The following is a 19,057-nucleotide window of genomic DNA, read 5'->3' as shown; positions in this document are numbered from 1 at the left end:
TGGCTTGCTGTCCACCGTGCCGTGACGGCACTGCGATCAGATGGGCTCGATGACCGCGCGGCCCGTGGCGCAGCTCTCGACATCCTGGGCCAGCTCATCGCCGTTCCGTGCCACACCGATCACGGGGGCGGTGGAACGCGCGGCGCATCATTGAGCGGTCGAGAACGCGACGTGCTCGAGTGCCTGGTCGACGGCTCGTCCAATCGAGAAATCGGACAGCAGCTCTACATTGCCGAGAGCACTGTGCGCTTTCATGTGAGCCACATCCTGCGGAAGCTGGGCATGCGGACACGGACGGAAGTCATTGCGCTCGTCTTGAACCAGCGGCGATTCGACTACCCGATTAACTGACAAGGCGGACGCCCGCCAGCGCCAGGGCCATTTCTTCCCGTCGTCGACGGGTAAGTCCGGTGCTCCCGGCCACTGACTGGTCTTTCTCCTGCCGTTAGTCGTCGTCGGCGAGGATCCCATCGCGCTTGAGCTTGGCGATCACGTACTCCCCCTCGAACTGAACGTGTTCGCGTGATGCAGCGTCTGCACCTGCCCCGTCCCCCCGCTCCAAAGCCTCCAGCATCTTCTGGTGACTCCGGTTGGCTTCGGGGCTCGCACCGGGGGGTGCCTCGTATACGGCCCGTGGCAGATTCTTGGCAAGCTGCCGCAGCACCGACAGTAGGCGCCGGCTGCCCCCCGTTTGGTTGATGAGGGCGTGGAACTCCCAGTTCAGGTTGTGCAGAAGGTCAGGATCGTCGCTCTTCTGCATGAGTTCGTGCAGCTCGTGCAGCCGGGCAAGCGTTGGCTGGGTGATCCGGGATGCGGCGCGGCGCGATGCGAGCCCCTGCACCATTCCGTAGATCCGGTAGTGATCGTCGATGTCCTCGCGCAGGATGGGAACGACGAAGGAACCACGATGCGGTTCGGAGTCGATCAACCCCTCGGCTTCGAGGGCGATGAGCGCTTCCCGCACCGGCAGGCGACTCACCCCGAGATCTTTGGCGATTTGGTCCTGGGGCACTCGCTGCCCCCGGATCAAAGACCCGTCGAAGATCATCGTCTTGATGTAGTCGACGACCTGACCACTCATGTTCCGCCGCGGAACCGGACGAGCGTCCTCACGTCGGCCACCGTTGCGTGCAGCACGGCTCGGCACATCGATTCCGGCGTCGAACGCTGTCATATCGACTCCCTTATTTGATCAATCATCAACACTGGTTAGTGTAGCGCTGCCCCGCCGGCGCAGCGTTACGCCACCAGCCGACAGCTTCTCCCACCAGCAGTGGCATCAGATAAATTGCTCTGAACAGGCTCTTCTACAGTCTATGTTTCGCCGAGGCGGCGTAAAGGCCGCGTGTCGGACACGCTGGGCGGTTGGACGAACTCGACTTGAAGCACCTAGATGACGTAACGTGAGTCACACCTGATGTATCACATATCCATTTGAGAGGGACGATGACAATCACCGCATTGACTGATCACCTTCTGTCCTCCGCTGTCGTCGAGCGTCTTCAGACCGCTCCGCACGTTTTCATCGACGGCGAACGACGCTCAGCGCTCAGCGGAGAGGAGATACCCGTCTTCGACCCGGCAACCGGCCGCCAGATTGCGGTTGCGGCGTCCGGTGGGGCGGACGATGTCGCCGACGCGGTCGATGCCGCCCGGCGCGCCTTCACCGAGTCCGCCCCGTGGCGGCAGATGAGTCCGCTAGACCGCGGACGCATCCTCCACCGCATCGGCGATCTGATCTACCGGCACGCCGACGACTTCGCCCAGCTCGAGGTCCTTGATGCAGGGAAGGTTCTCGGCGCAGCACGAAACATCGATGTCGAGTTCGCCGCGCGGGCGTTTCACTACTACGCCGGCTGGCCGACCAAGATCGTCGGTTCGACCGTCCCGGTGTCTCATCCCAACATTCACGTACGCACCGAACTCGAACCGGTCGGAGTGGTGGGCGCGATCACCGCGTGGAACTTCCCACTTCTGCTGTGCGGATGGAAGATCGGTCCCGCCCTTGCGTCCGGGTGCACGATGGTCCTCAAGCCTTCCGAGGAAACACCCCTGTCGGCGCTGTGGCTGGCGGAGCTGGCCATCGAGGCCGGACTGCCCCCCGGCGTGCTCAACGTCGTGCCGGGCACAGGCGGCACCGCTGGTCAAGCACTGGTCACCCATCCCGGGGTCAATAAACTCACGTTCACCGGTTCGACGAAGGTCGGCAAGCACATCGCCCGCCAAGCTGCAGACGACGTCAAACGGGTGACCCTGGAACTGGGCGGCAAGTCCGCCAACATCATCCTCCCCGATGCCGATGTGGAGGAGGCGGTGACCGGTTCCGCGGGTGGGATCTTCTGGCACTCCGGCCAGACCTGCAGTGCCCCTTCCCGTTTGTTCGTTCACAATGACATTCACGACGAGGTAATCGAGCAGCTCACCTCGATTGCAGGGCAGTTGAGGATTGGACACGGAATCGACGAGGGCGTCGACTTCGGGCCCCTGGCCAACGGTGCGCAACTCGAGCGCGTCCAGGGATACGTCCAACGGGCAAAGGACGAGGGCGCCACGGTCTATCAGCCCGCGCAGGTTCCCGCCGATCTGACCGGACACTTCTACCCCCCGACGATCATCGCCAACGTGACCGACGACATGGAATGTGTCCGCGAGGAAATCTTCGGTCCGGTCCTCGTGGTTCTTGCCTTCGACCACATCGACGAGGTCATCGAACGAGCAAATGCCAGCGACTACGGTTTAGCCGCGGGTATCTGGACGAAGAACGTGAACACTGTCCAGGCGATGACACGCCGGCTGCAGGCCGGGACCGTCTACGTCAACGGCTGGGGATTGACCGATCCAGCAGCTCCCTTCGGTGGGTTCCACCAGTCCGGCTACGGCCGTGACCTGGGCCCGGACAGCCTCGACGGATACCTGGAAACCAAGTCCGTCTGGACCATGCACAGCTGAATCCCCCTCGAACGATCGGAAGAACAATGAAGACACGCGCTGCCGTACTGACCGCACCCCACGCCCCCTTCGAGATCGTGGAGCTGGACATCGACGATCCCGGCCCCGGGGAGGTCATGTTGCGGATGTCTGCGGCCGGACTGTGCCATTCGGATCTGCACATGATGGACGGCGATCTAGCCGTGCGCTATCCGATGGTGGGCGGACACGAAGCAGCGGGCATCGTCGAGAAGATCGGCCCCGGAGTGAAGAAGGTCGTGGTCGGTGACCATGTCGTCTGCAGCTTCACACCGAGTTGCGGCATCTGCCGGTACTGCTCGACCGGGCGCCAGAACCTCTGCGATGCCGGATCCACAATTCTCGAGGGCAGCATGCCGGACGGCACTTTCCGGCTGCACAAGGACGGCACCGACTACAGCGCCTTCTGCATGCTCGGGGCGTTCTCCGAATTCGCCACCGTGTCCGAGTACTCGGTCGTCAAGGTCGACGACTGGCTTCCACTCGACAGCGCGGTGCTCGTCGGGTGCGGCGTCCCGACCGGATGGGGCACCGCAGTCAACGCCGGCAACGTTCGCCCCGGAGACACCACCGTCATCTACGGGATCGGCGGACTGGGCACCAACGCGGTCCAGGGTGCGGTGCATGCCGGAGCGAAGTACGTCGTGTGCGTCGACCCGGTCGAATTCAAGCGAGACACCGCGCTCAAATTCGGCGCGACCCATGTCTTCTCCAGCGCCGAGGAAGCACACGAAAAGGTCACCGAACTTACCTGGGGCCAGGGCGCCGACCAGGCTCTCGTGCTCATCGGCACCATGGACGAGGAAACCATTACGGCGGCCTTCAAGGTGATCGGAAAGGGCTCGACAGTGGTGGTCACGGGCGTGTCCAACGCCGCCAACCTCACTGTCCACGTGTCAGGCCAGGAAATGGTGTTCATGGAGAAGACCATCAAGGGCACTCTGTTCGGTTCGTCGAACCCGCAGTACGACATCGTCCGGCTCCTGCGACTCTATGATGCCGGTCAGCTCAAGCTCGACGAGCTCATCACCACCCGCTACACGCTCGACGAGATCAACCAGGGTTATCAGGACTTGCGGGACGGAAAGAACATCCGCGGAATCATCGACTTCTCACTCTGAACGCTCGCCGCGCACTCGGCAGCCTTCCGGTCTCCTGAGGCCGGGAGGCGCCTTGGCTTGCCCGCACCCGGTAAACCCGCCACACCAATCCCCCAGCAACACACTGATTCCCGACCTCATCTACGGGATCCGCCTTCCCTTGCTAAAGCACTGCTGAACATGGCACAGTAAAAGTTGTCCGTACGTATCAGTTATCCAATTTGGAGTTTCAGTGCAGGTACACCGTCGCCCATATCGCGCCGCACTTCGCGCGGCCACCGCGGTGGTCGGGGTCGGCACGACCGAATTCGGCAATCTCACGGGTTCCTCCGCCGACGATTTGGGCTTGGCCGCCCTCGAGGCCGCACTCGACGATGCCGGATTAACCGCGCGCGACCTCGACGGGTTGATCGTGAACCGGGTGAGCAGTTACGAGACGGTGGCCTCGCGGATGGGAATCGAGCCACGCTGGACGGCGCAGCTGCCGGCAGAGGGACGCATGACCGGCATCGCCATCCAGATGGCGGTACTGGCCATAACGACCGGGATGGCCTCCACCATCGCGCTGGTGTACGGCAACAATGGGCGCTCGGGTGGGCACACCTATGGAGGCGGCGGCGCGAGCGCCAGCGCGGCCGCCGAGGGATACGGCACCAATCCGGCGCTGACCTTGCCGTACGGGATGACCTCGCCCGGAGCCTTTTACGCGATGATGTTCCAGCGGCACTGTGCGCAGTACGGCACCACCGCCGAACAGCTGGCGCAGGTCGCGGTCACCCTGCGAGACCACGCATCGCTGAATCCCCACGCCGTGTTCAAAGATCCCATCTCACGCGAGATCTACCTCGAGTCCCGATTCATCGTCGAACCGTTGAAGATCTACGACTACTGCCTGATCAACGACGGCGGGGTGGCCATGATCCTCACCTCGACGGACCGGGCCCGCGACTGCGCTCAACCGCCCGTGCATGTCCTGGGGTTCGGACAACAAGGGCAGCTACGCAACTCCGATTTCCCCCCGGACGACTTCTGGCGCGAGGCGATCGCCACCGCAGGGCAGCAGGCGTACACAATGGCCGATTGCAGCCGGGCCGACGTCGACGTCCTGCTGGCCTACGACAACTTCAGCCCCAATGTGCTTTTCACCCTGGAGGGCCTCGGATTCTGTGCACCCGGCGAGTCCGGAGCATGGATCCAGGACGGCCGAATCGGGCTGCGCGGTGAGCTGCCGATCAACACCTCCGGCGGTCATCTGTCGGAAAGCTACATGCAAGGGTGGGGGTTGAACGTCGAGGCCGTCCGCCAGCTGAGGAGAACCTGCGGAGACCGCCAGGTACAGGATGCGACAATCGCCCAATACCTGTGCGCCGCTCCCGTAGTGACCTCAGTCGTGTACGGAGCGCAGGCATGAACCCCCGCTATCTGTTGACCGCCCACCTCGAGGGACTGGCCCGCCGCGAGCTGTTGATCAGCGCATGCGCGGCCTGCGGAACCCAGCAGTTCCCCCCGAAAGCGGTCTGCACTCGATGCGGAAGCACGGAGATCCCCCGGTGGAACCGGGTGAGCGGCGAGGGACAGTTGTGGACGTATGCAACCTTCCACAAGACCTACCTGACCGGTTTCCATCTGCCGAGCCCGTACGTCGTCGCAGTCATCGAACTCGACGAGGGCGCCAAGATTTACGGAAACCTCGCCGGAGTGCCAACGTCCACCTCGCTCCGGATCGGGCAGCGAGTCCGCGCCGAATTCACCACCACCGACGACGGAGAGTCACACCTGATCTTCGTCCCAGCCGACAAGGAAGGCACATGACCCACACAGCCCCCTCTCGCGGCCCGCTCCGTGGACTGCGCGTTGTCGAGATCGCCGCGCTCGGGTCGGCACCGTTCGCCGCGATGATGCTCGCCGACGCCGGCGCGGAAGTTCTGCGCATCAACCGGCCCGGCCAGAACACACACGACGTCGGCATCCTCGGTCGAGGCCGGGCCGGCGAACTGAGTCTCGATTTGAAGGACCCACACGAACGCGACCGTGCTCTCGATGCCATCGGACACGCCGACGTGCTCATCGAAGGATTCCGGCCGGGTGTGATGGAACGTCTTGGCCTGGGGCCTGACATCTGTCTAGGACGAAATCCTGCATTGATCTACGCCAGAATGACCGGCTGGGGGCAGGAGGGACCGCTCGCGAATACCGCTGGGCACGATATCAACTATCTCGCGCTGACCGGTGCCCTCCGGTCCATCACCCGCCAAGGGGAAGTTCCCGTTCCGCCGCTCAACCTCGTCGGTGATTACGGCGGCGGCGGAATGCTCCTGGTCACAGGAATACTCGCCGCGCTCTACGAGCGCGTGACGAGCAATGTCGGTCAGGTCGTCGACGCCGCGATGATCGACGGAACCAGCTTGCTGATGAGCGGTATCTGGAATCGGAAGTCCACCGGGAACTGGTCGAGCGAACCCGGCACGAATAGCATCGACAGCGGTTCGCACTTCTACAACGTCTACCGAACCGCGGACGACGCTTTCATGGCCGTGGGCAGTATCGAGCCGCAGTTCTACCAGCGGCTGCTCCGCGGTCTCGGACTCGCCGACGCCGACCTGCCGGCACAACAGGACCGGGCGCAGTGGCCGGCCATGAAGGATCGGTTCGCGAGTATCTTCCGGACGAGAACCCGCGAAGAATGGACGGTGGTCTTCACCGAACTCGACGCGTGCGTATCCCCCGTCCTCACGCTCGACGAGGCGGTGACCGACCCGCACATGCAGTCCCGGGGCACCCTCCTCCGGGAGGATTGCGTCGAACCGGCGCCCGCTCCCCGATACAGCAGAACACCGGGCGCCGCCAACGGCGGCGAGAGCAAGCCCGCAGAGACCTTGATGACGCAGTGGGCCTCGACCATCTGCGCGACGGCGGCGACGACCAGAACAGGACAGCACTGATGGCGGCACCCTCGATCACCACCAGAACGGTCGACAACGGCCTGACCCTCGCCGAGAACATCGGCTTTACCGAGGGACCGGTGTGGACCACCGACGGCCGATTGTTCGTCACGAGTGTCAGCCGCGGCGCGCTGTACGAGGGCTTCCTCGACGGTCGCCCGGCTGTGGCGGCCGCCGAAACTGGTGGCGGACCGAACGGCATGACGCTCGGCTACGACGGGCAACTGTGGATCACCCAGAATGGTGGCGACGTGATGCCTACCCGATCACAGCTGCCGGTCTCTCCGTCCATCCAAGTCTGGGACTACCGTGCTTCCACCACGCCGAGCACCCTCTTCAGCGGAAAAGTAGACGCCCCGTCGGACTGCACGTTCGGGCCGGACGGCGCCCTCTGGTTCACCGACCCGAACGGACACGGCTTCGGCGACGCGGCCCTGCCAGGTCGCGTCTGGAGATACGATCCCGCGGCCGATCACGCAACGGTCGTTCTCGACGACGTCTTCTTCCCCAATGGCATCGCGTTCGGGCCCTACCCGGAACACCTGTACGTCGCCGAGACCGCCCGAAACCGGGTACGCCGCTACCTGGTCACAGCATCGACCGCGACCGTCGATCATGACTTCCCGGAGATCACCGTCCCAACCCCCGACGGCATCACCATCGACGCGCAGGGCGGGCTGTGGGTGGCGGGCAGTAAATCGGGAACCGTCACCTACTTCGACCCGGCCGGGCAGATGCGCGAGCAGTTGGCGATCGGTGAAGGAACGATGCCCACCAGCGTCTGCTTCGCCGGCGACGCGCTCGACCGTCTCATTGTCACCGTCGCCAAGGGCGGGCGCGTACTCGCCTTTCCCGTCGAAATCCCCGGCTTACCCACCCCGCCTGCAGCTGACCCAATCGTCTCATCGCCTGCACAACCCGAGGAACCCCAATGACCGCATCAGCTCCTACCGCACACACCTGGGGGGCATTGCTGCACGAAATGGCCGACCGCTTCCCCACCCGCGCCGCGATCTCTTTCGAAGGCACCGATGTCACCTTCGCCGAGCTCGATCACGAGGTCAGCCGATGGTCGAAGGCACTGCTAGCCATAGGGATCGGCCGCGGTGACTCGATCGCCATCTTGGCAGGTAACCGACCCGAATGGCTGTACACCGCGATGGCCGGGGCCCGGATAGGCGCCGCCGTCGTGCCGATCAACACCTGGTACAAGACCGATGAGCTCTCGTACGCGCTCGACCACGGCGATGTGAAAGCCCTGCTGTTCTTCGACCGGCTGCGCGGCACGGACTATGTGCCCATCGTCGCGGGCACCGTCGCGGCGTCCACCAAGGAACCCGGCACCGACGGCGTACTCCACGACACAGCATTGCCGGCGTTGCGCCAGGTCGTCGAGCTCGGAGAGCACCGCCTCCCGGCTGCGGTACCGCTACACCAGTTCCTCGGGCGCGGAGAACAGATCAGCGATGGGGTACTGGCCGGAGCCGAAGCCGCTGTCGAACCGGACGACCTCGTGTACCTCATCTACACCAGTGGCAGCACGGCCCGACCGAAGTGTGTCGCGCTCGAACACCACCACGCCATCGTTAATACCTTCAACATCGGCGAACGGCAGGCGCTCGACGAGCAGGACCGGTCCTTTCTCGCGACGCCGCTGTTCTACGGACTCGGCGTCGTCCAGGCCCTCGGCGCGACCTGGACCCACGGCGCGTGCGTGGTTCTCATGGAGGTGTACGAACCCGGCAGAGCCCTCGAACTGCTCGAACGTGAACGCTGCACCGCCTACTACGGACTGGGCAACATGACCCGAAGCCTCGTCGACCATCCCGACCGCGCTCGCCGCCAACTCAGCCTTCGCAAGGGTGTCCTCGGCCTGAGCAAAGCCGACCGCCAACTCGCCCGTGCCGAACTCGGCCTGACCCTGGGTACCAGCATCTACGGATTGACCGAGTCCTACGGGTTGTGCGCGCTGACCGATGCCCACGACCCCGTCGAGCGGGCCGAGGGCACCATCGGCCGCCCCCTCCCCGACTGGGACATCCGCATCGCCGACCCGGAAACCGACGACCCGCTACCGGCCGGTGAAATCGGACAGATCCTGATCCGCGGACACGTCATGCGCGGGTACTACAAGGATCCCGACCGCAATCGCGAGGTCATGACAACCGACGGCTTCTTCCGCACCGGCGACCTCGGATACCTGGACGAGCACGGGTACCTGCACTTCCACTCCCGACTCTCGGAGATGATGAAACCCGGCGGCATCAACGTCAGCCCCCTCGAAGTAGAGCTACTGGTCGGGGAGATCGCCGGCGTCCGTGAAGTGCATGCCGTAGGCATCCCCGACATCGTCCGCGGTGAGGCGATCGTCGTCTTCGTCGACGCCGACCGCGACGACGTCACCCTCACCCGGATCCAGGACCACGTCCGCAGCAAGGCCGCCAAATACAAAGCCCCGCACCATGTGATCTACGGAACCAGCGCCGGCTTCCCGCGGGTCGCCAGCGGCAAGGTACCCAAGGCCCGGCTACGCGAACGTGCGCTCATCGAACTCGGGCTCGACGCCACCGGGATGCCCACCCCGTCGGTTCCCACTCCGCTCGCCGACCACTGACACGGATGGACTCTCACGTGAATTTCGACCTCCCCGAGGAAGAACAACTCCTCATCCAGACTGTCCGTGACTTCATCGACCGCGATGTGAAGCCTGTCGTGAACGAGATGGAACACCAGAACGAGTACCCCGAGAAATTCATCGAACAGATGAAGGAAATCGGCATCTACGGGCTGGCCGTTCCCGAAGAATTCGGGGGCGCCCCGGTCTCGATGCCGTGCTATGTCCGGGTCACCGAGGAACTCTCGCGCGGCTGGATGAGCTTGGCCGGCGCGATGGGCGGTCATACCGTCGTCGCGAAGCTGCTCACCACCTTCGGAACCGCCGAGCAGAAGGCCACCTACCTTCCGCGGATGGCCACCGGCGAACTGCGCGCGACCATGGCCCTGACCGAGCCCGGCGGCGGCTCCGACCTCCAGGCGATGCGTACCCATGCACGCCTCGACGGGCACGACTACCTCGTCAACGGTTCGAAGACCTGGATCAGCAATGCACGCCGGTCCGGGCTCATCGCCCTGCTCTGCAAGACCGACCCCCAGGCCACCCCGAAGCACAAGGGCATCTCCATCCTGCTCGTCGAGCACGGCCCCGGTCTGGCCGTCTCGCGGGATCTCCCCAAGCTCGGATACAAGGGGGTGGAGACCTGCGAGATCTCCTTCGACAACTTCCGAGTTCCCTCGTCGGCGGTACTCGGCGGCGTCGAGGGACACGGTTTCGCCCAAATGATGAAGGGCCTCGAGACCGGTCGGATCCAGGTCGCCTCCCGCGCCCTCGGTGTCGGCCGCGCCGCGCTCGAAGACGCACTGCGATACGCACAGGATCGACAGTCATTCGGTAAGCCGATCTGGAAGCATCAGGCCATCGGTCACCAACTCGCCGACATGGCAACCAAACTCACCGCCGCCCGTCAGCTGACCCTGTTCGCGGCCAGTCGATTCGACGCCGGGCTCCGCTGTGACATGGAGGCGGGAATGGCGAAGTTGTTCGCCTCCGAGACAGCGATGGAGGTCGCGTTGTCCGCGCTGCGCATCCACGGCGGATACGGCTACTCGACCGAGTACGACATCGAGCGGTACTTCCGCGACGCCCCACTGATGATCGTCGGTGAGGGCACCAACGAAATCCAGAAGAACGTCATTGCAGCGCAGCTAGTTCAGAGAGGCGGAATGTAGACCATGACTTCCACAGGTTCACCACTGAGAAGTGATGTCGTCAGTTTGGAGCCGCAGGGCATCAAGGGTGTCGCCTGCCGGGTGTGCAGCCGACGCTCGTTCCCGGAGCGGCCACTGTGCCCCCATTGCGGGGCTGACGCCGTCGACAACGTCATGATGGCCGGCCGAGGTCGAATCGTCAGTTGGACCGTCGTGCACCAAGCCCCGCCCCCGTTGCAGACGCCGTACACCCTGGTGACCGTCGATCTCGACGACGGGGTCCGATTGTTGGGCGCGGCGACAGGTGCCGTCGAGATCGACGACGAAGTAGCTGTCGAGTTGTTCACATTGAAGGCCGATTCCTCCGGAGAACCACTGTGGTGGTACCGCTTCCGGGGCACCGAGGAGAACCGATGAGCGAGACCTACATCGCCGGCGCCGGCATGGTGCGATTCGGCAAGTACCCCGTCGACGTCACGTTCGAGAAACTTGCTGTGGGCGCTGCGCGAGAAGCAATGTCCGATGCGGGCGTGAGCACCAAGGACATCGAGTCCGTCTACGTCGGGCATGTCTTCGGCGGCCCGGTCGCCGGCCAACGCGTCGCGGCGCAAATGGGCCTCGGCGGACTTCCCGTCTCCAACCACGAAAATTACTGTGCCAGCGGGGCCACCGCGATCCGCGAAGCCTGGATCGCGATCAAGGCCGGCCTGTACGACATCGTGCTGGTCATCGGTGCGGAGAAGATGACCGACCGTGTCTCCGGTGGGGTCATGCCCGACCCCACGGACCTCGATGCCATCAACGGCCTTGTCATGGCCGCCAATCACGGGATGAGCGCTCGGCGGTACATGTCCGACCACGGTGCCACCCGCGAGCAGATTGCCGCGGTGGCCGTGAAAAATCACGCCCACTCGGTGCACAACCCGTTCGCTCAATACCAGCGGCCGATCAGTTTGCAGGAAGTCGTCGACGCCCGCACCATCGCCGATCCACTGGGACTGCTCGATTGCAGTCCCATCAGCGACGGCGCCGCCGCGGTGGTGCTGTGCAGTGCTGCCGGCCTCGCCAAACTCGGGCGATCATCGGCTCCACGCGTCGCCGGCTGCGCCCTGGTCAGCGGCAAGATCGTCACTGCCGACACCAACCTCAACGACGAGGACGTGTCCCGCCGTGCGGGCGAACAGGCCTGGGACATCACCGGCTACGGGCCCGACGACGTCGACCTGGTAGAAATGCACGACTGCTTCACGATCGCCGAGATCGTCCGCCTGGAAGGCCTCGGCGTCGTCCCCGTCGGCGAGGGCGGTAGGTGGGCCGAGAACGGTAACACCTCGATCGGCGGCAAACTCCCCGTCAATGCCAGCGGTGGCCTCCTCAGTCGTGGACACCCGGTGGGTGCCACCGGTGTCGCGCAAATCTGCGAGCTCACCTGGCAACTCACTGACCGTGCCGGTCAACGGCAGGTCGACAAGGCGAATATCGGGCTTGCCTACTGCAAGGGGGGCACCGTCAGCGGCACCGACGGCGGCTCTGTCACAGTACTGCTGGTGACGCGATGACCACCTCGACGTTCACCACGATCGATCTCGCCGGCACCACCCAGCCCGCCCGCGCACCCGCCTCCTCGGTCGTGGTGCTCGTCTACCGCGGCACAGAGAGTGACCAGACGATCGACACCGCGGACCTCGAGCGGGCGGTGGCGCATCCGCTGATGGCTGCTTTTTCCGCCGTTCAGCATCACTGGCCGGCCATCACCGACGCACGCCATCGCGGCCGGGTGGTCGTCCTCGCCCCGGCGACGGCGGCACTGGGAGACCCGCTCAGGCCGTTGGACTGCGCGGTTACCGGGGCTCTGATCAGCTTCGTCCGGTCTGTCGCCATCGAGCTGCAGCGGCACGGCGGCGCCGCGAATGCAGTCTTCTATGACACCGATCCCAACGAACCAGCCGTTACCGAGCTGATCGCGGCGCTCACCGCCGAGCATGCCGGTGCGGTGACCGGTCAGGAAATTTACGCCGCCAACGGCACCGACCTCGGAAGGCTGCACCCATGAGCTCCGACGAACAGAGAGTTGCAGAACGGCCTCGAGTCGCCTTCATCACCGGTGCTGCGGGCGGTATCGGGCGAGGCATCGCCGAACACTTGGCCGAACTCGGATACAGCATCAGCCTCTCCGACATCTCCGAAACCGGATTGCGAGCAGTGGCGAAGGACATCACTGAGGCCACCGGTGTCGCTATGTCCACATCCGCCGCGGACCTCGCCGACCGGGAATCCGTGCAAGCCGCGGTCGATGCCACCGTATCTCGGCTCGGTGGGCTCGATGTTCTGGTGAACTGTGCGGGGATCCTCAAGGACGCCCGCATCGAGAAGATGGAGCCCGCGGTCTTCCGGCAGGTTCTCGATGTCAATCTGATCGGAATGTTGACCACCACTGCCGCCGCGTTGCCGGCCCTGCGCAGCTCGGAAACCGGCCGCATCATTTCGCTGACCTCCCGCGCCTGGCTGGGCAACTTCGGCTCCACCAACTACGCCGCCTCCAAGGGCGGGATCGCCGGCGTGAGTAGAAGCCTGTCCCTGGCTCTCGCCGCTGACGGCATCACCGTCAACTGCATTGCGCCCGGGTTCATCGAAACACCGATGTCGAATTCGATGCCCGACGAGATCATCGAGCGGGTGCGTCAATCCATCCCGGTCGGTCGAGTGGGGCAGCCCATCGATGTCGCACGCACGGTTGCGTTCCTCGCCGACTCCAACGCCGGTTACGTGACCGGGCAGAGCATCCCGGTATGCGGAGGACGAAGCATCAGCGGCTCGATGAGGAAAGACACCGTTTCGTCATAACAAGACGGGGGCAGAGAATGGCCAGGGCCGAAGTGTTCAGCGAGTCTCCCGAGGGATGACATCGTCCCGATGCTGCGCATAAACGACGCCCGGCCAGCTAAAGCGAGACGAATGATCACCCGCCACTACATGCTCGACGAGATTGACGGCAACTACGTCTTGGCGACGGCACGATCGTTTACGGCAATCCAACGACCCTAAGGACACGGAGGAAAAGATGCCGCAAGTTACTGACATTGAAGCCCGAATCGACCGCCTTGAAAGCCAACGTGCCATCGAACGCCTCATCGCGAAGTACGCCCATGCCTTTGACCTGCAAGACATCGACATACTGCGCAGCATCTGGCACGAAGGCGCCACGCTAAGGCTCGGCGAACCCTTCGGCAACTTCACAGGTGTGGATGCGATCGTAGGCGCGGCCCACCAACTCTGGTCCCAGAGCCCGCGGATGCATCATTGGATGTCGAACGCTGTGATCGACATCGACGGCGACACTGCCACAGCCACGACCGCCCTCGATTGCTTCGTCACCAACATCGAGTCGGGCCCTACACAGGTGGGCGGTATCTACCACGACCGACTCGAGCGACAAGACGGTCAATGGGGCATGGTCGAGCGTGTCTTCGACCTGCACTACTTCACGCCGATCAAGAGCTGGACACCGGCGCACGGCAGCGAAACAACTCCGCTGTCGGTACCTGACCCTCGCTAGTCATACCAACACGAAAGGCATCAACATGACTACTCCCGTCCAAACAAACGATCTCAGCGGCAAAGTCGCAATCGTCACCGGCGCAGCCAGCGGTATTGGGCGAGCCACCGTAGAATTGTTGGTAGAGCGCGGGGTCCGGGTCGTCGCTGAAGACCGCAACGTTGCCGTCGAGACGCTAGCTAGCCCGAGCGTCGCCCCGCTAGTCGCCGATGTCACCGACGAGGACAGTGCCCACCGTGCCGTTGCGCTCGCCCAACAGCGATTCGGCGGGCTCGACATTCTGGTCAACAACGCCGGGATCATCATCAACAAAACCGTCGCCGATATGACACTCGACGACTGGAATTCCATTCTCGCGGTCAACGCCACGGGCGCATTTCTGCACTCCCGAGAAGCCGTGCGGGCTATGACGCCGCAGAAGTCGGGTGCGATTGTCAACGTCGGTTCCTACGCGTGCTTCCAAGCTTTTCCCACAATCGCTGCATACGCAGCCTCGAAAGGCGCACTCGCCCAGCTGACTCGAGCGCTGTCCCTCGAGGTCATCGAACACGGAATCCGCGTCAACGCCGTCGGGTCGGGCGACGTGATCACCCACATCCTCGACGAGATACACGAAGACGGATCGGGCTTCCTCGCCGAGCACGGCAGCGGGACGCCGATCGGCCGCGCCGCCCAACCACGCGAAATCGCGCAAGTCATCGCATTTCTGGCCTCGGAACAAGCAGCGTATCTCGTGGGATCGATCGTCATGGCCGACGGCGGGATGAGCGTCGCCGCCGGATGATGACCAGGTGCGGAAGGGGGCGGGCCGCCGCCACGTCGAGTCCGTCGCCGAGAACTTGTTGATCCGGAGCTCGATGACACAGAAACCACCGCCCGATTCGTCGTCGCCAGCAGCATCGGTCCGGCGCTCGCTATAGGCCGCGTGCTCGGCCGCTGGAGTGCTTACGCAACCGACCGCCGCGGCACTCCCCGCTACGGCGCATCCGCACTCATAGCCAACCCAACTCCAGCTATCTCGACACCCGAGGGCAACCGGTCGCACTCCTAACAGCGCTAGCCACCCTTCCTCGACTCGATCACCCCTATGGGGAGGAATGTCATGAACTCCAGTCCGTCCACAGACACAACTGCCTCGGCGCCCAACCTGGGCGGCGAGACCGCCATCGTCACCGGGGGCAGCCGCGGCATCGGAGCTGCGATCGTCAAAGCGCTTGTAGGTGCCCGCGCCACTGTCGTGATCGCCGGCGGCTCGGAAAAGCACGGCCGCGACCTGGCCACCGACCTAGGCTGCCACTACTTGCCCCACGACGTCAGCTCCGAACAGTCCTGGGAGACACTCCTCTCCCGTGTCCGCGATGACTTGGGCGACGTCACGATTCTGGTCAACAACGCTGGCGTGCTCGATCCGGGTCACGACATCAGCGAAACCAGCGTAGAGAATTTCGAGCGCCACTACCGCGTCAACCAGCTCGGCGTCTTCCTCGGAATGCGCACAGTGGCAGCAGAGATGAAGCAAAGGGGCTCGGGCTCGATCATCAACCTGTCCTCCATCGGCGGTCACCGCGGCTACGCGAATCAGATCGGCTATTCCACGACTAAGTGGGCGGTACGCGGCATGACAAAATGCGCTGCGGTCGAGCTGGGACCGTATGGGGTGCGCGTAAACTCCGTTGCGCCCGGATTCATCAGCACCACGATGATCGACGTCATGCCAGACGAGCAAATCGATGCAGTCACCCATGCCACTCCGTTGCGGCGGCGTGGCACGGCCGACGAGATCGCGCGGGCAGTTCTGTTTCTCGCATCCTCGGAATGCTCGTTCATGAATGGCACCGAACTGGTCGTTGATGGAGGTTTGTCGCTCTAGCTGTATGAGGTCGCATGACAGTTCTATCGTTAGCGACCAATGGCCTCGGTCACGGTACAGAGACTCGGGTTCCCTCAGCCCGAGCGGCGTATGCACACCGGTGGTCGGGGACATGTAGCGGAGCCGTCACTGCTGTGTTCCGGTCGCGACAATGCCGTCGCCGCAGCTACTGGGTCTCGCAGCCGGAGCCAGCGCTAAGGATTCGATCCGAAATTCCCTGGAACGATCGAGCGGCGCGGCGGCGGAACTTGCCGCAGTAGTCGCAGTGCGGGGTGTCCGGGCGACTCCAGCCGTCCAGGTTCTGGCCCGGTGCGCAGAAGCTCACGTAACCGGCTTCCTCCTCGACGAGGCCGGGCGACGAACACCCAGCCGTCGAACCCGATCTGCGGGGCGGACAGGGTCAGGTGCACCCGCTGCTGTGCGGTGGTGATGCCGAGGGCGTTGGTCTCCTCGTGGGCGCTAGGGGTCGAGGACGTAGGTGAACCGTTCGACGATGTTGGTGTGCGCCAGGCGGGTGTTGACCTTGTCGATCTGCGCCAGCGCGGCCGGCAGGTTGGTCATCGGCGGGTCGTACATCACGGCTCCCCCATCCGTCGCGGTCCCACTACTCCATCCCCTGACAATTCGGCATTGCAATGTTGCAACCCGGGAGGGAACCGGCCACCGATCAGCACCGGATACACGCACCGGCCCGGAACCGGACGTGCCCCGCATCGGCATCGATGCGGGGCACTCACCCTCGAGAGGGGAGGGCGGAGGCTGCTGTCGGTTACCCGCGGGAGAGTCCGGGCTGGATCTGGATCTGCCCGGGGTTGGCCTTGGTCTTGCCGACCGTCCATTCGCCGTCCGCACCGCACACCAGAGCGCCATTGCGGTCGCCGGGCTTGCCGTATGTCACCGTCTCATTTCCGTTCGAGTCCGTGTTCACGATCGGGCACGGACCACCGGTGGGACCGTTCGGGCCGATCGGCTCGGCCTGAGCGACGGACGCTGCCCCGGCCGCACTCAGGACCGTAAAGGCAGTGAAGGCGATGGCGGTAAAGGTTCGGCGGGCGTTGATCATTCATTCGCTCCTGAGGATGTCGGGGAAGTGCGTCGGTGACAGAGACAACTCTGCCCACTCCAGCGCCCGAACTGAAGCAACCCCAGGGGGCCCGTTCACCCACCCCAGGCGTGGACGCACCCCACCCCGACACAGGTCAACCTCGATGTATTCGGCCTCGGCATGCATGGGTGGTACCGAGCACCCGAACCGAATCGACCGATGACCGCGCCCGTCACGGCAACCCCCTCACACCAGTAACGGGCTGTGCGAATCGGTCCCCGCGGAAAGGGACGTGTCATCTTCACAGGTCAGCGGCCTGAATCCACTGCACTGTCTGTGAGCCCGCCGATCGCGGATCCACCCAACCGGGTGTTCGCACCCGCTACCGTTTCCGGGTATGGGGACCACGTTCCACGGGCCGAGTCCGTGGCCGCACATCACCCGCGCGATCCGCACGCGCGGGCCCCGCCGTGCTGCGATCGCGCACCTCGGCCAGGACGCGCCCACCCTGCTGCCGCTGCGCGCCGGGGATGTTCTTGTCGTCAACGCCTCCCGCGCCGCGGTGCGCGCCCACGCGACCTCCCCGGTCGCGCTCGCCCACTACGTGGACGCCGGTGTGCGGGTGCTGTCGTCACCGAACCTGCACGCCAATGTCATCGCCACCGACCGGCGGGCGGTCATCGGCTCCGCCAACGCCTCCCACAGCTCCACCCTCGCCGACGAGGCCGTCGTCATCACCGACGACCCGGAGGTCGTCGCCGCCGTCCGGGCGTTCATCGACGGGATCGAGGAGATCACCGAGGTCGACCAGGCGTTCCTCGACAACGCCACCACCGAATGGCAGATCGGTCGGTCGGTGCCGATCCCCGGGATCGGTGGCCGGATGCGCGCCAACCGCGACTTCCTTCCTGCACGGGTGACCCGGATGTTCCTGCGGCACATCGTCGAATACGAACCCGGCCCGGCCGAGCAACAGACCTGGGCCACCCAGGCGGGCCGATCCTCAGCCTCCACCGGCGGGCCGGCAGCGACATATCAGCTGGAATGGTTCCGCCTCGGCGACCGACGTGCCCGCCTCGAGCGTGGCGACGTCCTCATCTTCACCGACGACAACGAATGGATTTACCCTCCGGCGGTCGTGGACTCCGACGCCATCGCGATCCCTCACACGCACAGGGCGTTCGGCCATCTCCTGCTCGTCCGAGCGGATCTGCAGCCGGTCTCGGTTGCGGACGCCGAACAGCAGCTCGCTAATCTCGGGCACCCCAATCCCCGGCTGACCACCGATCACCGGATCATCTCTGCCAGCCTGCGTGCCGCGCTACTCCGACTCTGGAACCTCTGACCTGGATCCGCTGACCCAGCGGCGGATCGGACCATTGAGGACTGACTTTCAGCTGGCGCGACTACTGTCCGGCTGAGCGACACGCCCGAGCGCGTGCGGGGGTCCTTGGAGAAACCGTCACCTAGCGGATTCACTGTCTTCGCGCCAAGCACCGCGCAACTGTCCGACTGAGAAGCTCGTAACAAGAGTGAACAGGAGTGAAATGCCCGAGCAGTCGTGGATCACTGCCCAAGATCTGTACGACCAGGGATATACGGTCGATGGAGCACGTCAGCTCTTCGGGGAGCCAAAGACAAGCCCCGACGGAACCCTCGGTTGGGAAGATGACTGGATCGACCGCGCAGAAGGAAGAGCCCTCATCCCTGTACTGCCCTTCCTTATCGAACGTCTGCGCGGACATTCCGAGGTGGGAGAGGCTGCTGGCGAGCTGGTCAGGCTCTACGAGGAGCTCAATCGTCGAGTAGGAA

19 protein-coding genes and 1 pseudogene are annotated in these 19,057 nt (G+C 64.3%); 18 read left to right on the top strand and 2 right to left on the bottom strand.

Features of this window, described 5'->3' with window-relative positions; all coding sequences use genetic code 11:
• Window positions 1–21: 21 nt before the first annotated feature.
• Window positions 22–351 (top strand): helix-turn-helix domain-containing protein, encoded by a 330-nt coding sequence (locus ACNJ7E_RS04355; protein WP_283541334.1) that lies wholly within the window; start codon window positions 22–24, stop codon window positions 349–351.
• A gap of 94 nt (window positions 352–445) precedes the next feature.
• Here ACNJ7E_RS04355 and ACNJ7E_RS04350 read toward each other — a convergent pair whose 3' ends face one another.
• Window positions 446–1,081, bottom strand: coding sequence for a GntR family transcriptional regulator (locus tag ACNJ7E_RS04350; protein WP_418339227.1), 636 nt, complete (start codon window positions 1,079–1,081; stop codon window positions 446–448).
• Window positions 1,082–1,461: 380 nt separating this feature from the next.
• Between ACNJ7E_RS04350 and ACNJ7E_RS04345 the strand changes: the two genes are divergently transcribed.
• The 15 genes from ACNJ7E_RS04345 (at window position 1,462) to ACNJ7E_RS04275 (ending at window position 16,200) form a co-directional block, all read left to right on the top strand.
• Window positions 1,462–2,949: an aldehyde dehydrogenase family protein gene (locus ACNJ7E_RS04345; protein WP_257226545.1), complete on the top strand. Its 1,488-nt coding sequence runs from the start codon at window positions 1,462–1,464 to the stop codon at window positions 2,947–2,949.
• Window positions 2,950–2,975: 26 nt separating this feature from the next.
• Window positions 2,976–4,088, top strand: a complete 1,113-nt coding sequence (locus ACNJ7E_RS04340; protein WP_105417685.1) for an NDMA-dependent alcohol dehydrogenase — start codon at window positions 2,976–2,978, stop codon at window positions 4,086–4,088.
• Between the two features lie 211 nt (window positions 4,089–4,299).
• Window positions 4,300–5,478: a thiolase family protein gene (locus tag ACNJ7E_RS04335; protein WP_418339226.1), complete on the top strand. Its 1,179-nt coding sequence runs from the start codon at window positions 4,300–4,302 to the stop codon at window positions 5,476–5,478.
• The gene (locus ACNJ7E_RS04330) at window positions 5,475–5,879 is read left to right on the top strand and encodes a Zn-ribbon domain-containing OB-fold protein (protein WP_105417687.1); all 405 of its coding nucleotides are present in this window, start codon (window positions 5,475–5,477) and stop codon (window positions 5,877–5,879) included. Before ACNJ7E_RS04335 ends, ACNJ7E_RS04330 begins: the two co-directional genes overlap by 4 nt.
• Window positions 5,876–7,009: a CaiB/BaiF CoA transferase family protein gene (locus ACNJ7E_RS04325; RefSeq protein ID WP_054713541.1), complete on the top strand. Its 1,134-nt coding sequence runs from the start codon at window positions 5,876–5,878 to the stop codon at window positions 7,007–7,009. The genes ACNJ7E_RS04330 and ACNJ7E_RS04325 overlap by 4 nt, the downstream gene beginning before the upstream one ends.
• On the top strand, window positions 7,009–7,944 hold the full coding sequence (locus ACNJ7E_RS04320) for an SMP-30/gluconolactonase/LRE family protein (protein WP_172652448.1): 936 nt from the start codon (window positions 7,009–7,011) through the stop codon (window positions 7,942–7,944). The genes ACNJ7E_RS04325 and ACNJ7E_RS04320 overlap by 1 nt, the downstream gene beginning before the upstream one ends.
• Window positions 7,941–9,623: an AMP-binding protein gene (locus ACNJ7E_RS04315; protein WP_172652449.1), complete on the top strand. Its 1,683-nt coding sequence runs from the start codon at window positions 7,941–7,943 to the stop codon at window positions 9,621–9,623. The genes ACNJ7E_RS04320 and ACNJ7E_RS04315 overlap by 4 nt, the downstream gene beginning before the upstream one ends.
• A 17-nt stretch (window positions 9,624–9,640) precedes the next feature.
• Window positions 9,641–10,795: an acyl-CoA dehydrogenase family protein gene (locus ACNJ7E_RS04310; protein WP_418339225.1), complete on the top strand. Its 1,155-nt coding sequence runs from the start codon at window positions 9,641–9,643 to the stop codon at window positions 10,793–10,795.
• A gap of 3 nt (window positions 10,796–10,798) precedes the next feature.
• Window positions 10,799–11,191 (top strand): Zn-ribbon domain-containing OB-fold protein, encoded by a 393-nt coding sequence (locus ACNJ7E_RS04305; RefSeq protein WP_132476494.1) that lies wholly within the window; start codon window positions 10,799–10,801, stop codon window positions 11,189–11,191.
• Complete coding sequence (locus ACNJ7E_RS04300) at window positions 11,188–12,333, top strand: thiolase family protein (protein WP_132476491.1); 1,146 nt, start codon at window positions 11,188–11,190, stop codon at window positions 12,331–12,333. The genes ACNJ7E_RS04305 and ACNJ7E_RS04300 overlap by 4 nt, the downstream gene beginning before the upstream one ends.
• Entirely contained in the window at window positions 12,330–12,827 is a 498-nt protein-coding gene (locus ACNJ7E_RS04295; protein ID WP_054713546.1) for a hypothetical protein, read from the top strand. The genes ACNJ7E_RS04300 and ACNJ7E_RS04295 overlap by 4 nt, the downstream gene beginning before the upstream one ends.
• On the top strand, window positions 12,824–13,618 hold the full coding sequence (locus ACNJ7E_RS04290; RefSeq protein WP_172652451.1) for an SDR family NAD(P)-dependent oxidoreductase: 795 nt from the start codon (window positions 12,824–12,826) through the stop codon (window positions 13,616–13,618). The genes ACNJ7E_RS04295 and ACNJ7E_RS04290 overlap by 4 nt, the downstream gene beginning before the upstream one ends.
• Before the next feature lie 217 nt (window positions 13,619–13,835).
• Window positions 13,836–14,330, top strand: coding sequence for a nuclear transport factor 2 family protein (locus ACNJ7E_RS04285; RefSeq protein WP_172652452.1), 495 nt, complete (start codon window positions 13,836–13,838; stop codon window positions 14,328–14,330).
• A 25-nt stretch (window positions 14,331–14,355) separates the two neighbouring features.
• Window positions 14,356–15,114: an SDR family NAD(P)-dependent oxidoreductase gene (locus tag ACNJ7E_RS04280; RefSeq protein WP_172652453.1), complete on the top strand. Its 759-nt coding sequence runs from the start codon at window positions 14,356–14,358 to the stop codon at window positions 15,112–15,114.
• A 318-nt stretch (window positions 15,115–15,432) separates the two neighbouring features.
• Window positions 15,433–16,200, top strand: a complete 768-nt coding sequence (locus tag ACNJ7E_RS04275) for an SDR family NAD(P)-dependent oxidoreductase (protein ID WP_418339224.1) — start codon at window positions 15,433–15,435, stop codon at window positions 16,198–16,200.
• A 769-nt stretch (window positions 16,201–16,969) separates the two neighbouring features.
• On the opposite strand, the gene ACNJ7E_RS04270 is transcribed toward ACNJ7E_RS04275, so the two are convergent.
• Entirely contained in the window at window positions 16,970–17,263 is a 294-nt protein-coding gene (locus ACNJ7E_RS04270) for a hypothetical protein (RefSeq protein WP_054713554.1), read from the bottom strand.
• Window positions 17,264–17,642: 379 nt separating this feature from the next.
• On the opposite strand from ACNJ7E_RS04270, the gene ACNJ7E_RS04265 reads away from it, so the two are divergent.
• Together ACNJ7E_RS04265 and ACNJ7E_RS04260 are read left to right on the top strand one after the other, a co-directional pair.
• Entirely contained in the window at window positions 17,643–18,590 is a 948-nt protein-coding gene (locus tag ACNJ7E_RS04265) for a phospholipase D-like domain-containing protein (RefSeq protein ID WP_418339223.1), read from the top strand.
• Between the two features lie 202 nt (window positions 18,591–18,792).
• Window positions 18,793–19,057 (top strand): annotated as a pseudogene (locus ACNJ7E_RS04260) (hypothetical protein); the annotation flags it as partial.

Origin of the sequence: Rhodococcus mengyinensis (assembly GCF_048381435.1) — a bacterium.
GTDB classification, from domain to species: Bacteria; Actinomycetota; Actinomycetes; order Mycobacteriales; family Mycobacteriaceae; genus Rhodococcus_F; species Rhodococcus_F opacus_D.
Note: the sequence above shows the minus strand (reverse complement) of the source record. Positions and strands in the feature narration are given on the sequence as shown.